This window comes from Streptomyces sp. NBC_01314, from assembly GCF_041435215.1.
Lineage (GTDB): Bacteria > Actinomycetota > Actinomycetes > Streptomycetales > Streptomycetaceae > Streptomyces.
Genome location: NZ_CP108394.1, coordinates 2,893,211 through 2,907,050, shown reverse-complemented (window position 1 = coordinate 2,907,050; position 13,840 = coordinate 2,893,211). Strand labels below are relative to the sequence as shown.

Below are 13,840 nucleotides of genomic sequence, written 5' to 3'. Positions count from 1 at the left end.
CTTCCTGTTGGCGGACAGGATGTGACCCGCCTGTGTGTATCACGCGGTTCCGGCCACGTGAACCACGCGCGTATCAGGAGGCGGAGGAGTCGTCCGCGTGTCACTCGGTCGGAGGGGGCCGGGACGGCGGGGGCGGGGGAGGCGGCTGAGGCTGCGGGGGGCCTGCCTGGGCTCGTTCCAGGAAGCGGAGCAGCTCCACCGGGAAGGGGAGTACGAGAGTGGAGTTCTTCTCCGCGGCGACAGCCACCACCGTCTGCAGCAGGCGGAGTTGGAGGGCGGAGGGGGTGTCGGCCATCTCCTTCGCCGCCTCGGCCAGGACCCTGGAGGCCTGCAACTCCGCGTCCGCGTTGATGATGCGGGCCCGGCGTTCGCGGTCGGCCTCGGCCTGGCGGGCCATGGAGCGCTTCATGGTGTCGGGGAGGGACACGTCCTTGATCTCCACACGGTCGATGGTGACACCCCACTCCACGGCCGGGCTGTCGATCATCAGCTCCAGACCCTGGTTGAGCTTCTCGCGGTTGGAGAGGAGGTCGTCGAGGTCGCTCTTGCCGATGATCGAGCGCAGGGAGGTCTGGGCCATCTGGGAGACGGCGAAGCGGTAGTCCTCGACCTGGATGACCGCGCTGGACGCGTCGACGACCTTGAAGTAGACGACCGCGTCGACACGTACGGTGACGTTGTCGCGGGTGATGCCCTCCTGGGCCGGGACGGGCATCGTCACGATCTGCATGTTGACCTTGCGGATGTGGTCGATGCCGGGGACGACCATGGTGAAGCCGGGAGTTCTGGGCTCACCGCGCAGGCGGCCCAGGCGGAAGACCACGCCCCGTTCGTACTGTTTGACGACCCGGGCCGCGGCCGCGACGTAGACGGCGGCTGCGGAGCCGACCGCTGCGGCGGCGATGAGTAGCTCTTCGAGCATGACGACCCCCTCGGTCGTCCCGTATTCATGGGAATACCACGATATGTCGAGGGTGGGGGGTCGGTCGACTGCCGTGGGGAGAATGCGGCGCCGAGCCGAGCTGAGCGGGGGTGGGTGGGCGCCCGGTGCCGGGGCTGGGCGGGCGTGGGAGGAGCTTGCCGGCGCTGACAGGGTGCCGCTGCGCCCACCTTCCCCCACCCTCCCCCACTCTCGGCTTCGCTCGAGCGGGAGGTGCCCCCACCGCCCCAGCGGCACGATTGCCCACGTCAGGGCAAGGGGCTGGGACGGCGGGGAGGAGGGCCCCAGGGAGACCCCCAGGGAGACCCCCAGGGAGGGCCCCCAGGGAGGGCCCCAGGGAGGGGCCCTCAGGGAGGCCGCAGGGAAGGGGGTGCAGGTCAGGGACCGCAGGTCAGGGTGTTCCCGACCGCACCTTCTCCGGTTCCGGGACCGTCATCCGTACCGGTTCCGTGCCGGTCGCGCTGTGCCGGGACGCCCAGTTCTCCAGGGCCGTGCGGCAGGCGTGGTCGAGGTGGTGCAGGCCGGTGAGGTGGAGTTCCACCGGGCGGTCCTGGGGCAGGGACTCCAGGTTGTCGAGGATCTTCGGCAGGCGGAGGAAGGTGGCGTTGCCGGAGAGGTAGGCCTGGACGGGACCGGCGCCCTTGTCGATGACCTCCAGCTTGATGTGCGAGGCCTCCCAGGCGGTCTTGGCCACGGAGAGGGCCAGACCGATCAGTACGCCCTCGAACATGTTCACCGCGACGATCGCCACCGCCGTGGCCACCAGGATCAGCGCCTCGCCCCGGTGGGTGCGCCACATGGAGACGATCTCGCGGAACGGGATCAGCTTCCAGCCCGCGTGGACGAGGATGCCGGCCAGGGCGGGGAGCGGGATCAGGGCGAGGGCGCCCGGCAGCAGGGCCGCGAAGAGCAGCAGCCAGACGCCGTGCAGGACCCGGGACGCCTTCGTCCGCGCACCGGCCTGGAGATTGGCGGAACTGCGCACGATCACCGCTGTCATCGGCAGCGCGCCGAGCAGCCCGCACACCGTGTTGCCGGCGCCCTGGGCCATCAGCTCCTTGTCGTACTCGGTGCGCGGACCGTCGTGCATACGGTCCACGGCCGCCGCGCTGAACAGGCTCTCGGCGGAGGCGATCAGGGTGAAGGCGAGAATCGTGCCGAGGATCGCCACGTCCGCGAGTTGGCCGAAGGCGTCCAGGCCCGGGGGCTGGACGGCGTCCAGCAGGCCCTTCACCTCGACGTTCGCCACCGGGAGGCGGAAGGCCAGGGTGGCGAGCGTGGCCAGCAGGACCGCGGCGAGGGCGCCGGGGACCAGCTGGACCTTCTTCGGCAGGCGCTTCCACAGCACCAGCACGGCGATGGTGCCCGCGCCGATCGCCAGCGAGGCGAGGGCGGCGGTGCTGCCCATGGCGTCGACGAACGCGCCGGGCAGGCCCGCGATCTTGTCGATACCGGAGGCGGGGGCCTTCAGGCCGGCCGCCGCGTAGAGCTGGCCCGCGATGATCACGAGGCCGATGCCGGCGAGCATGCCCTCGACGACGGAGACGGATATGGCCCGGAACCAGCGGCCCAGCCTGAACGCGCCCATGGCGAGTTGGAGCAGGCCGGCGGCGAGCACGATCACCCCGAGAGCGGGCAGCCCGAACTGGCGTACGGCCTCGAAGACCAGCACGGTCAGACCGGCCGCCGGGCCGGAGACCTGCAGGCTGCTGCCGGGCATCAGACCGGCGACGAGACCGCCCACGATGCCGGTGACCAGGCCGAGTTCGGCCGGAACTCCGGAGGCGACGGCGACGCCCACGCACAGCGGCAGGGCGACCAGGAACACGACGAGCGAGGCGCCGAAGTCCTGACGCAGGTGGGGGAACCTGGACGTGAGGGGGGACTTGGAGGACATGGAGATCCTGGAGGACGGGGACGTCTTGGAGGACACGGGAATCCTGGAGGTCTTGTCGTTCATCTCGGACACCTGGCCGCCGGTCAGAGGGTCTCGAACCGGTCCGTGTCCGCGCGGTGTTCGCGCACGGCGCCGGTGTGGACCTCGTAGTACCAGCCGCGCAGCCGCAGGCGGCCGTCGGCGAGGCGCTTCTCCACGCACGGGTAGGAGCGCAGGCGCAGGAGCTGGCTGAGGACGTGGTTCTGCACACCGTCGGCGACGGTCGGGTCCTCGACCGCCCCTTGCGGGCGCGGAGTCGCGTGGGTCAGCCAGTCGCGTACGGCAGGTACGGCGTCCAGGTCGTCGCCGCGCACCAGGGCGCCGACGGCGCCGCAGTGCGAGTGTCCGCAGACCACGATGTCGGTGACGCCGAGGACCTCCACGGCGTACTCGATGGTGGCCGTCTCACCGGTGGGGCGGTCAGGGGCGTACGGGGGGACGATGTTGCCGGCGGTGCGCAGCTCGAAGAGCTCGCCGGGGCGGGCGCCCGTGATCAGGGCCGGGACGACCCGCGAGTCGGAGCAGGTGATGAACAGGACCTCGGGGGACTGGCCTTCGGCCAGCCTGGCGAACTCCTCAGGGCGCTGTCCGAACGTACGGGCGTTGTCGATGAGGGGCTGCATGATGTGGTGACTCCTCCTGGCGCGTCTCGGTGGCGCGTCGGGTTTGCACGGCAGAGTGTGGGGGGAACAGGCTCCGCGGCTGTGCGGCGGAAGACCTGGGGAACGGCCGGGGTGTGGGCCGTGAGGGTTGCTGCGCGATGCCGGTCGCGGGTGCGGAGCGGACCGGTCGGGTCCAGTGAGGGTGCGCACCTGCGGTAGGTGACGGCTCTGTCACACACCGGCTTCGCAGCGAGGGTGTTTCCGGGCTCGGCCTTGGCCTTGACCTGACCAGACGTATGCGCGGCTGCGAAGGATGTCGTGGGAGCGAAGAACGTGCGGGCGAGCAGGACGGCGGCTGGGGCCGCCAGGGCGGTCCGGGTCGTCGTACCTCGCAATATGAGCCTCCTCGCTGGCAGTTCTCGGTGTCTCCCACGCGCCGACAGTTGCTCGACTTGGTCAACCGATGGTCAACCGCTGGTCAAGAAACACGTTAACCCTGCAAAGTTGTTTGCAGGGTTAACTTAACGTTGCGAGCTGAAGAGAGCCTGAAAAGCGAGGGCGGGTTGGCCGGAATCGTCCCTTGACCTGGGGGAGTTGTCCCGGGTCGGCCAATGACCGGTGCCCGTGGTGTCAGTGCTCCACGAGTCGCCTGGCGTCACGCGCGAGGGCGGTGAGGCGGGAGATGGCGCGGAAGTACTTCTTGCGGTAGCCGCCGCTCAGCATCTCCTCGCTGAACAGCCGGTCGAAGGGCAGCCCCGAGGCGAGCACGGGCACCTCGCGGTCGTACAGCCGGTCGGCGAGCACCACGAGCCGCAGGGCCGTGGACTGGTCCGGGATCGGCTGGACGCCGGTCAGGCAGACCACCTTCAGGTCGTCCGTGAGCGCGCCGTACCGGCTGGGGTGGACGCGCGCGAGGTGGTCCAGCAGATGCGGGAAGTCGTCGAGCGAGGCGCCCTCGGTGGCGTACGCCGCCTTGGTGACCTCCTCGTCGGAGTACGGCGCGGGGGCTTCGGGCAGACCGCGGTGGCGGTAGTCCTCGCCGTCGATGCGCAGGGGGCGGAAGTGGGCCGACAGGCCCTGGATCTCGCGCAGGAAGTCGACCGACGCGAACCGGCCCTCACCGAGCTTGCCCGGCAGCGTGTTCGACGTGGCGGCGAGGGCCACGCCCGCGTCGACGAGCTTGCCGAGCAGGGTCGACACGAGGACGGTGTCGCCCGGGTCGTCCAGCTCGAACTCGTCGATGCACAGCAGACGGTGACCGGAAAGCGTCTGGACCGTCTTCTGGAAGCCGAGGGCGCCGACCAGGTTCGTCAGCTCGACGAAGGTGCCGAAGGCCTTGAGCGAGGGCTCGGCCGGGGTGGCGTGCCAGAGGGAGGCGAGGAGGTGGGTCTTGCCGACGCCGTAGCCGCCGTCCAGGTAGACGCCGCGGGGTCCGGCGGGCACCTTGGGGGCCTTCGCCCTGCCGAAGCCGAGGAAGCCGCGCTTGCCGGCGCCGGTCGCGTGTGCCCCGCCGAGACCCGCCGCGAAGCCGCTCAGGACGCGGACGGCCTCGGTCTGGCTGGGCTGGTTCGGGTCCGGGATGTACGTGGCGAAGCGGACCGAGTCGAAGCGGGGTGGCGGCACCATCTCGGCGACGAGCCGGTCCGCGGGGACGTGTGGCTCGCGGGTGCACAGGGACGAGGGGGCCGCTTCGGGTATCGGGCCGATTCCGGACACGGTGGCTGAGGACGACGACACGGTTACCGAGTCTAAGGGTCGTGCCACACTGCACGACATGCGACGCCTGTTCCCTGTGACCGAAGAGACAGCGGCCCGGACACCCGAAGTGACCGGTGGTGCGAAGGTGACCGAGGCTCGAACGCCCGGTGGGGGCGAGGGCCCGACGGTGGCCCGGACGCCGGGTGGGGTCCAGACGCCGGGCGGGACCGAGACGGCGGGTGGGACCGAGAGGCCGGGGTCGGCCGGGGGATCGGACTTCGTGGACCGGGAGTGGAGTCTCGGTGAGCTGGCCGTGGTGTACGCCTATCCCGAGCCGGCGCCCGGGGGGCGGGAGCCGTGGCTGCGGGCCAACATGGTGTCCACGATCGACGGCGCCGCCCAGCACGGCGGGCGTTCGCAGCCGATCTCCAGCGACGCCGACATGCGGATCTTCGGCACGCTGCGGGGGCTCGCGGACGTGGTGATCGTCGGCGCGGAAACGGTACGCCAGGAGGGATACCGTCCGGCACGCGCGCGGGAGGCGTTCGCGGAGGCGCGTCGGGCGGCCGGGCAGACGCCCGCGCCGGCCATCGCGGTGGTGAGCGCGAGTCTGGATCTGGACTTCTCGCTGCCGGTGTTCAGCTCGCCGTCGGTCCCCACCATCCTGCTGACCGGTGCCGCCGCGGCCCCCGACCGGGTCGCCACCGCCGAGAAGGCCGGTGTCCGGGTGGTGGTCGCCGGTGACGGCATGGGTGTCGACCCCGCGCGGGCCGTTCGGGCCCTCGCCGACCTGGGGCTGACCCGGCTGCTGACCGAGGGCGGCCCCCGGCTCCTGGGCCAGCTGATCGCAGCCGACGTCCTGGACGAGCTGTGTGTGACCCTGTCGCCGATGCTCACGGCGGGGGACGCCCAGCGGATCGCCGGGGGCCCCTCCGTGCCGGTGCCCAAGCGCTTCGCGCTGGCGTCCCTGCTGGAGGAGACCGGGTTCCTGTTCGGTCGTTACCGTCGTACGTGAAAGCGGGCGGAATCTACCGTTCCGTTTAGCTTTCGCCGGGCACACTAGAACCCTGAGGAGTGAGGGCCCGCGGGGCCCTCCGAGGAGAAGGGCGCCTGTGGTGTCGTTCACGAGCGTATTGATGATCGAGAAGGCTCTGACGTCCGCGGACGTGGAGTTCGTCACGACCCTGCACGGCGACGAGCGGGCCTCCTTCCATGTGCTGCTCCAGCCGCGCGGCAATCAGGCCGACCGGTTGCTGCGGGCCATCGACGACCTCGCCCTCGGTGAGCTGGACGAGGCGACGCGGGAGGGCGAGACGCCGGAGGGGGAGCTGGCGCTCGATGCCGGGGAGCAGGCTCTTGAGGTTTCGTTGCAGGCGTTGCGGGGGGCGGGGAGTTCGGCCGAGGGGCGGTTGATCGAGGATCATCCGCTGGACGCGCTGAAGTCGCTGGTGGAGGAGGTCGGTGCGGATGAGGTGCTGGTGCTGACCGATCCTCATTACGTGGAGGAGTTCTTCCACCGGGACTGGGCGTCCCGGGCTCGGCACAAGGTGGGGGTGCCGGTGTTGAAGTTGTTCTCGCACAGTCGGGTTTGAGGGAGGGGCGCGGGCGCGCCGCAGGGGGTGCTGTGCTTCTCCGGCTGTCGGCTCGTCGTGGCTGGTCGCGCAGTTCCCCGCGCCCCTTCAGGGCGCGGTCCCGGGCCGGTGGTTTTTAGGGGAGCCGTTGTCCAGGCAATAGGCTGGGGGCGTTCATCGGCTTCGTACGTCATTGGGAGAACACGCATGGCACCCGGCCTTCCTAGCGCCATGGAGCGACCGCACTTCATCGGGATCGGTGGGGCCGGGATGTCGGGGATCGCGAAGATTCTCGCGCAGCGGGGCGCCGAGGTCGCCGGCAGCGATGCCAAGGAGTCGGAGACGGCCGAGGCGCTGCGGGCGCTGGGCGCGACCGTGCACATCGGCCATGCCGCCGGACACCTCGCGGACGACGCGACGTCCGTCGTCGTGTCGTCGGCCATCCGGGCCGACAACCCGGAGCTGGCCCGCGCCGCCGAGCTGGGGATCCCCGTCGTCCACCGGTCGGACGCGCTCGCCCGGCTGATGGACGGGCTGCGGCCGATCGCGGTGGCCGGGACGCACGGCAAGACCACGACGACGTCCATGCTTGCGGTGTCGCTGGGGGAGCTGGGGCTCAAGCCGTCGTACGCCATCGGGGGCGACCTCGACGTACCCGGGTCGAACGCGCTGCACGGCGACGGGGAGATCTTCGTCGCCGAGGCGGACGAGAGCGACCGGAGCTTCCACAAGTACGCGCCCGAGGTGGCGATCGTCCTCAACGTGGAGCTGGACCACCACGCCAACTACGCCTCCATGGACGAGATCTACGAGTCCTTCGAGACGTTCGCGGGCCGGATCGTGCCCGGTGGCACGCTGGTGATCTCGGCCGACCACGAGGGCGCGCGGGAGCTGACCTCCCGGCTGTCCGAGGTGCGCGTGGTGACGTACGGCGAGCGCGAGGACGCCGACGTGCGGGTGCTGTCGGTCGTGGCGCAGGGGCTGAAGAGCGAGGTCACGGTGGTGCTGGACGGGCAGGAGCTCGTCTTCACGGTGTCCGTGCCCGGTCGGCACTACGCGCACAACGCCGTGGCCGCGCTGGCGGCCGGCGTCGCTCTCGGGGTGCCGGCGGCGGAGCTGGCGTCCGCGCTGGCGGCGTACACCGGGGTGAAGCGGCGCCTGCAGCTGAAGGGCGAGGCGGGGGGCGTCCAGGTGATCGACTCCTACGCGCACCACCCGACCGAGATGACCGCCGACCTGGAGGCCATGCGGGCCGCGGCCGGGGACGCGCGGATCCTGGTGGTCTTCCAGCCGCACCTGTTCTCCCGCACCCAGGAGCTGGGCACCGAGATGGGGCAGTCCCTGGCGCTGGCGGACGCGTCGGTCGTCCTCGACATCTACCCGGCCCGTGAGGACCCGATCCCGGGGGTCACCAGCGAGCTGATCATCGACGCGGCGCGGAACGCGGGCGCGGACGTCACGGCCCTGCACGACAAGGCCGAGGTGCCCGACGCGATCGCGGGAATGGCGAAGCCGGGTGATCTCGTTCTCACCATGGGCGCGGGTGACGTGACGGACCTGGGCCCGAAGATCCTGGACCGTCTTTCTGATTGAGGGGCTGAGGCTCATGTCGTACGACGTCGAGAAGCCGGACGAGCAGTGGCGTGCGGAGCTGACACCGGCCGAGTACGCCGTGTTGCGACAGGCCGGTACGGAGCCCGCGTTCGTCGGTGAGTACACCGACACCAAGACCAAGGGCGTCTACTCCTGTCGCGCCTGCGGTGCCGAACTCTTCACCTCCGGCACGAAGTTCGAGTCGCACTGCGGCTGGCCGTCCTTCTTCGACCCGAAGGACAGCGACGCGGTGGAACTGCTCTCCGACCGGTCGCACGGCATGGTGCGCACCGAGGTGCGGTGCGCCCGGTGCGGCTCGCACCTCGGGCACGTCTTCGAGGGCGAGGGGTACGCCACGCCGACCGACCAGCGGTACTGCATCAACAGCATCTCGCTGACGCTGACCGCCGACGAGGGCTGACATCGGCCGGGCCCGGAGCCTCGATTCCGGGCTGGTTTCGGGGCACTGATCCCGGGCCGGTTCGGGGCACCGGTTCCGGGCCGGTCTCCGTCGACGTCTCTTCACCTCGTCGCCCGTCGCCCGTCGCCCGTCGCTCGTCGCCCGTCGGTCGGTCCGTCCGTCCGTTGCCAGGGTTGACCATGTGGCTATTGTGTGAAGGGTGTTGACGGGGGATCGAGCGGAAGACGAAGAGGCCGAGTGCCCGGCCGGGCACCGGCGTGAAGTCTTCCGGACAGGGTCCGTGGGCCTGACGTGAACGGACTGGTCTACTTCATGGCGGCCGCCGTCGTGTGGACCGGCCTCGCGGTCCAACTGCCGGGCCTGTGGCACGACTGGCGCGATCCGCTGAAGCGCACGCTCTGCACCGTGATCTTCCTCGCCGGCTTCTGCTTCGCCCTCGGCGCCCCGCCCACCGTCGGCTTCGTCAACCGCGCCGTCGGCGTGCCCAACGCCGCCGCGTGCGTCACCTACGGGGCCGTGAACGCCTTCTCCGCCGCGTCCCTCGTCCTGATCGTCCACTGGCGGGGTGCCGACGACCCCGCCCAGCTGCGGCGGGTCTCCCGCAGGTGGCTGCTCGCCTACACCGTGATCATCGTGGTGCAGACCGGGCTCTTCGCCGCCGGGGACGCGCCCGTCGAGCGACGCGCGGACTTCGACACCTACTACGCCGGCACACCGTTCATCCGCGAGATGATCGTCCTCTATCTCGTGGCCCACATGGCGGCGGCCTTCACCACCACGATCCTGTGCTGGCGCTGGACCCTCCAGATCAGCGGCTGGACGCGACGGGTCCTGGCCGTGCTCGCCGTCGGATGGCTGTGCACCAGCGCGTACGGCGTCGTCAAGATGGTCGCCGTCGCCGGCCGCTGGGGCGGGCAGCACTGGGACCCGCTGAGTACCCGGCTGGCTCCGATGCTGGTCACCGTCGGCGCCGTTCTCACCTCGGTCGGCTATGTCCTGCCCCTGCTCGGGCCGCGCATCGACAGCCTGCTCGCCTTCCTGCGCCTCGGGCCACTCTTCCGGCTCGTCGGCTCCAGGAACAACGGCCGGAACAGGCGCAACGTCCTGCTGTCCTGGCGCTCCCTCGGCGACGTCGACCTACGTCTGACCAGCCGTGCGACGGCCATCCGGGACGGCCTGCGGGACGTGTCCGTCCACTTCGACGAGGCGGTCCGGGAGCGTGCCTACCGGCAGGCGCTCTCCCTGGGCTCCAGCACCAGGGAGGCCGAGGCCATCGGGGACGCGGCCATGGTGGCCGTCGCCGCGCTGACGGGCACGGGCGACCGTGTCGGGGGGCTGGATCAGGGCGTCCTGGATCCGGCTGTTCTGGACAGTGTCGCCCTCGCCGCCATCGCGGGACTCGTCGGTGGGTACGTGGGGCCCGGGGCCGGTGAGCGAAGTCTGGACACCGGCCAGCCGTCCCTGATCCGGATGTCGCGGGCGGTGCGGGCGGGTGTCGTCGAGGGCGCGGTGCGCGCGGAGCGTACGAAGAGCGGACAGGTGGGGTGAGGGGCGCCGACGCCCCGGTACGAGGGTTGTGGGGCTTGAGGGTTCGACGGACCGGGCCAGGACCGCGGCGGCCGGCATGCCCGTCATGCTCGCGCCGACGACTACCGCGGTACGCGGTATGGATCCCCCTGCGCTCGGTGGCAGCCTTCACCGCACAGTCGAGTGCCCCGCCCGGTGGTACCAGGCGGGGCCTTTCCCTTGTCGGCCCGTCGGCCCGTCGGCCCGTCGGCCCGTCGGCCCGTCGGCCCGTCGGCCCGTCGGCCCGTCAGCGGGTCAGCGGGTCAGCGGGTCAGCGTGTTGCCAGTACGGCGTCGCGGATCACCGACGCGACCGCCTTGGGGCGGGAGACCGCCACGGCGTGGGAGGCGCCCTCGATCTCGGTGACGGTGGCGCCGGCGCGCTTGGCGCCGAAACGCTGGACGTCGGGGTTGATGGCCTCGTCGGCGTCGGCGACGACGGCCCAGGAGGGCTTGGTCTGCCAGGCGGCGGTCGAGGTCTCCTCGGTGAAAACCGCTGCGGCCAGGGGGCGTTGGGAGACCGCGAGGATCCTGGTGACCTCGGCCGGGACGTCGGCGGCGAAGATGTTCGGGAAGGCGTCCGGCTTGATCGTGACCTCGACGGCGGGGTCGGCGCCCTCGACGGGGTACGTCCACTCGTCGAGGTTGGCGACGAGCGGGGCCAGCGGGTAGCGGCCCTGCAACTCGCCCAGGCTCTCGCCCTGTTCGGGGACGTACGCGGCCACGTAGACCAGGCCGACGACGTTCTCGGCGGCACCGGCCACGGTGATGACCGCACCGCCGTAGGAGTGGCCGACGAGCACGACCGGGCCGTCGATCTGGGCCGCCGCGGAGGCGACGTACGCGGCGTCGGAGGTCAGGCCGCGATGGGGGTCCCCCCGGGTCGAGCGAAGCCGAGAGCTGGGGGAGGGTTCGGCAGCGCCCGGACGGGGATGTCCTGGCTCCGCAGTTCCTCGATGACACCGGCCCAGCTGGACGCGTCGGCGAACGCGCCGTGTACGAGGAGGGCGGTGGGGGTGGGGGACATGGTGGAGTTCTCCTTCTCGGTGCCGGGTCACCCGGCGGCTGTCGGTCTTCGGGGAGCCGGGTGGCTCAGCTGCGGTGCAGTGCGGCGCGCAGGGTGCCCGTGGCCAGGGTGATCGCGGCCTCGGCGGCGTGCGTGCCGCGCAGGGCGTCGAGCATGACGAAGTCGTGGATGATGCCCTGGAAGCGCACGGCGGTGACCGGTACGCCCGCCTCGCGCAGCTTGTTGGCGTACGCCTCGCCCTCGTCGCGCAGGACGTCGGCCTCGCCGGTGATGACCAGGGCCGGCGGCAGGTCCTTGAGCTCTTCGACGCTCGCCCGCAGCGGGGACGCGGTGATCCGGGCGCGTTCGGCCTCGTCGGTCGTGTACTGGTCCCAGAACCACTGCATGCCGTCGCGGCGCAGGAAGTAGCCGGTGGCGAACTGGTGGTAGGAGCCGGTGTCGAAGGCGGCGTCGGTCACGGGGTAGAACAGCACCTGCTGGACCAGCGGAACGTCACCGCGCTCCTTGGCCATCAGGGTCAGCGCGGCGGTCATGTTGCCGCCGACCGAGTCACCGGCCACGGCCAGCCGGGCACCGTCCAGGTCCTTGGTGGCGCCCTGCTCGACGACCCACTTCGCGACCGCGTAGTTCTGCTCGATGGCGACCGGATAACGGGCCTCGGGGGAGAGGTCGTACTCGGGGAAGACCAAGGCGGCGTTCGCGCCCACGGCCAGCTCGCGCACCAGCCGGTCGTGGGTGTGCGCGTTGCCGAACACCCAGCCCGCGCCATGGATGTAGAGAACCACCGGCAGGACGCCCTCGGCACCGGCGGGCCGCACGATGCGCGCCCGGACACTGCCCGTCGGACCACCCGAGACGGTGACCCACTCCTCGTCGATCTCCGGCTTCGAGATCTCGCCGGACTGCACCTCGTCGACCGCCTTCTGCCCCTCCGCGGGCGGCAGTTCGAAGAGGAAGGGCGGGTTGGCGGTGGCTTCCGCGAAGGCGGCGGCCGCCGGCTCCAGGACCGGTTGGACCGGCTGGACCGGCTTGAAGGCGTCGGACATGTGGATCTCCCGATGTGGTGCGGTGAATTGAGCGCAATACGCGCGGTGTTGTGCGTGATACAGGCCGTGTTGTGGCTGCTGGACGCCGTGGCACGCGCGCAGCGCTTCGGCCTGCACGCTAGAACCGGAACGCCGTGGGAAAGTGCCCACCAGTGCACCGATACCGGTCCGACAGTGCACTGGCGCAGGGAATTCGGGGCCCGGTGCGCTGTGAGAACGAATGTGGTGCGTCGCTGGAACGGCCTCATCTACGTGCTGGAGCTGCGCTGGGACGGCGACCCCACCCTCCGTCAGGGCCTGGCGAGGCCGCGCGAGCGGGAGGCCTGTACGCCGAAGGGCCGGGCGCGAACGGCCAGGAGTGGGTGTCCGGGTGGTACGGGCAGGTCCCGCGATATCGTGGCAGGTCCCTCGTTATCGGGCGTGAAGCCGTGTGCCCCGTCCGTCCGCCGGCCCCTGTCCCGCCGTGTCCCGCCACTCGCTCGGTGACATGCCGTACGCCGCCCGGAACACCCGGCTGAAGTGGGTCGCGCTCAGGAAACCCCAGCGTCCGGCGACCGACGCGATGGTGCGGCGGTTGCGGACGCCGAGCACCAGGTCGCGGCGGCACTCCTCCAGCCGGCGGCGCTGGATCAAGCGGCCCACGGTCGTGCCCTCGTCCTGGAACAGCTTGTGCAGGTAGCGCACCGAGATGTGGTGGGCCTCCGCGATCACCTCGGGCGACAGGTCCGCGTCGGCCAGGTGCGCGTCGATGAACCGCAGGACACGCGCCACCAGCGGCGACCGGCTGCCCGGTGCACCCGGTGCACCCGGTGCACCCGGCATGCCCGTGACGGTCCGCCCCAACTGCTCCGTGGCGAGGGTGGCCAGCAGGTTCACGGCGTTCCGGGCGAGCATCTCGCCGACCAGGGGCTCGGCGGAGACCACCGTGTCGGCCAGCTCGGACAGGAACGGCGACACCAGCGTCCCCAGCCGGGAGGACCGGGCGACCGGGGTGGCGACGATGCGCCGCAGGTCGCCGTTCTCCAGCCCCAGCTCCTCGTGCGGGACGAGGAAGACCTTCAGTCGGCAGCGCTCGGGGAAGTCCGGTAACGGCGGGTGTTCCGCGTCGTAGAAGCAGATGTCCCCTGGCTGGAGGGAGACATCCGGTATTCGTTCGGCAGGCGCGAGGCTCGTCCCGCGCACCCCCACGAACACATACGCGCCACCGGTTCGCGTGGTCAGCCGGTACGCGTCCGGCGCGGGCCGCCCCGCCCCGGGCAGCTGCGCGGTCGTTCCGTCGAGGCCTCGGCCGGGGCCGACGTCGAGGACGGAGACGCGGATTCCCGCTGCCCCGACGGCGCTGGTGTCGGACCTGGTCATCTGTTGTCTCCTTCACGGCAGTTCGAGCACACCGTCAAGCACGGCTCTCGGAGCGTAGGAAGGAAGATGTGAAAAAAGAGTG

General features: G+C 71.1%; 11 protein-coding genes and 1 pseudogene. 5 read left to right on the top strand and 7 right to left on the bottom strand.

Features of this window, described 5'->3' with window-relative positions; genetic code table 11:
* Positions 1-100 precede the first annotated feature (100 nt).
* The 4 genes from OG622_RS12780 to zapE all read right to left on the bottom strand — a co-directional run bounded on the left by OG622_RS12780 (position 101) and on the right by zapE (position 5,254).
* Complete coding sequence (locus tag OG622_RS12780; RefSeq protein ID WP_371575872.1) at positions 101-922, bottom strand: slipin family protein; 822 nt, start codon at positions 920-922, stop codon at positions 101-103.
* Between the two features lie 409 nt (positions 923-1,331).
* Positions 1,332-2,837 (bottom strand): SulP family inorganic anion transporter, encoded by a 1,506-nt coding sequence (locus OG622_RS12775; protein ID WP_371584082.1) that lies wholly within the window; start codon positions 2,835-2,837, stop codon positions 1,332-1,334.
* A gap of 83 nt (positions 2,838-2,920) precedes the next feature.
* Positions 2,921-3,499 (bottom strand): carbonic anhydrase, encoded by a 579-nt coding sequence (locus tag OG622_RS12770; RefSeq protein WP_371575870.1) that lies wholly within the window; start codon positions 3,497-3,499, stop codon positions 2,921-2,923.
* A gap of 609 nt (positions 3,500-4,108) precedes the next feature.
* A complete protein-coding gene (gene zapE, locus OG622_RS12765) occupies positions 4,109-5,254 on the bottom strand; it encodes a cell division protein ZapE (protein ID WP_371575868.1) in 1,146 nt (381 codons plus the stop codon).
* Here zapE and OG622_RS12760 point away from each other — a divergent pair.
* From OG622_RS12760 to OG622_RS12740, 5 genes are all read left to right on the top strand, one after another.
* The gene (locus OG622_RS12760) at positions 5,253-6,191 is read left to right on the top strand and encodes a pyrimidine reductase family protein (RefSeq protein ID WP_371575866.1); all 939 of its coding nucleotides are present in this window, start codon (positions 5,253-5,255) and stop codon (positions 6,189-6,191) included. The two genes, zapE and OG622_RS12760, sit on opposite strands and share 2 nt — an antisense overlap.
* A 121-nt stretch (positions 6,192-6,312) precedes the next feature.
* A complete protein-coding gene (locus OG622_RS12755) occupies positions 6,313-6,768 on the top strand; it encodes an indole-3-glycerol phosphate synthase (protein WP_371575865.1) in 456 nt (151 codons plus the stop codon).
* Between the two features lie 186 nt (positions 6,769-6,954).
* Complete coding sequence (murC, locus tag OG622_RS12750) at positions 6,955-8,340, top strand: UDP-N-acetylmuramate--L-alanine ligase (RefSeq protein WP_371575863.1); 1,386 nt, start codon at positions 6,955-6,957, stop codon at positions 8,338-8,340.
* Between the two features lie 13 nt (positions 8,341-8,353).
* Positions 8,354-8,761, top strand: a complete 408-nt coding sequence (gene msrB, locus OG622_RS12745; RefSeq protein WP_371575861.1) for a peptide-methionine (R)-S-oxide reductase MsrB — start codon at positions 8,354-8,356, stop codon at positions 8,759-8,761.
* Positions 8,762-9,052: 291 nt separating this feature from the next.
* Positions 9,053-10,309 carry a DUF6545 domain-containing protein gene (locus OG622_RS12740; protein WP_371575859.1) on the top strand — a complete coding sequence of 419 codons (1,257 nt, stop codon included), beginning with the start codon at positions 9,053-9,055 and terminating at the stop codon, positions 10,307-10,309.
* Between the two features lie 289 nt (positions 10,310-10,598).
* Here OG622_RS12740 and OG622_RS12735 read toward each other — a convergent pair.
* The 3 genes and pseudogenes from OG622_RS12735 to OG622_RS12725 all read right to left on the bottom strand — a co-directional run bounded on the left by OG622_RS12735 (position 10,599) and on the right by OG622_RS12725 (position 13,758).
* Positions 10,599-11,353: pseudogene (locus OG622_RS12735) on the bottom strand (alpha/beta fold hydrolase).
* A gap of 65 nt (positions 11,354-11,418) precedes the next feature.
* The gene (locus tag OG622_RS12730) at positions 11,419-12,399 is read right to left on the bottom strand and encodes an alpha/beta hydrolase (RefSeq protein ID WP_371575857.1); all 981 of its coding nucleotides are present in this window, start codon (positions 12,397-12,399) and stop codon (positions 11,419-11,421) included.
* A gap of 411 nt (positions 12,400-12,810) precedes the next feature.
* Positions 12,811-13,758, bottom strand: coding sequence for a helix-turn-helix domain-containing protein (locus OG622_RS12725; RefSeq protein ID WP_371575855.1), 948 nt, complete (start codon positions 13,756-13,758; stop codon positions 12,811-12,813).
* Positions 13,759-13,840 lie beyond the last annotated feature (82 nt).

Coding starts and splice junctions, on each gene's coding strand:
- OG622_RS12770 (WP_371575870.1), bottom strand. CDS start 3,499: ATGCAGCCCCTCATCGACAACGCCCGTACGTTCGGACAGCGCCCTGAG.
- OG622_RS12725 (WP_371575855.1), bottom strand. CDS start 13,758: ATGACCAGGTCCGACACCAGCGCCGTCGGGGCAGCGGGAATCCGCGTC.
- OG622_RS12780 (WP_371575872.1), bottom strand. CDS start 922: ATGCTCGAAGAGCTACTCATCGCCGCCGCAGCGGTCGGCTCCGCAGCC.
- msrB (WP_371575861.1), top strand. CDS start 8,354: ATGTCGTACGACGTCGAGAAGCCGGACGAGCAGTGGCGTGCGGAGCTG.
- OG622_RS12775 (WP_371584082.1), bottom strand. CDS start 2,837: ATGTCCTCCAAGTCCCCCCTCACGTCCAGGTTCCCCCACCTGCGTCAG.
- OG622_RS12730 (WP_371575857.1), bottom strand. CDS start 12,399: ATGTCCGACGCCTTCAAGCCGGTCCAGCCGGTCCAACCGGTCCTGGAG.
- OG622_RS12755 (WP_371575865.1), top strand. CDS start 6,313: ATGATCGAGAAGGCTCTGACGTCCGCGGACGTGGAGTTCGTCACGACC.
- zapE (WP_371575868.1), bottom strand. CDS start 5,254: ATGTCGTGCAGTGTGGCACGACCCTTAGACTCGGTAACCGTGTCGTCG.
- murC (WP_371575863.1), top strand. CDS start 6,955: ATGGCACCCGGCCTTCCTAGCGCCATGGAGCGACCGCACTTCATCGGG.
- OG622_RS12760 (WP_371575866.1), top strand. CDS start 5,253: ATGCGACGCCTGTTCCCTGTGACCGAAGAGACAGCGGCCCGGACACCC.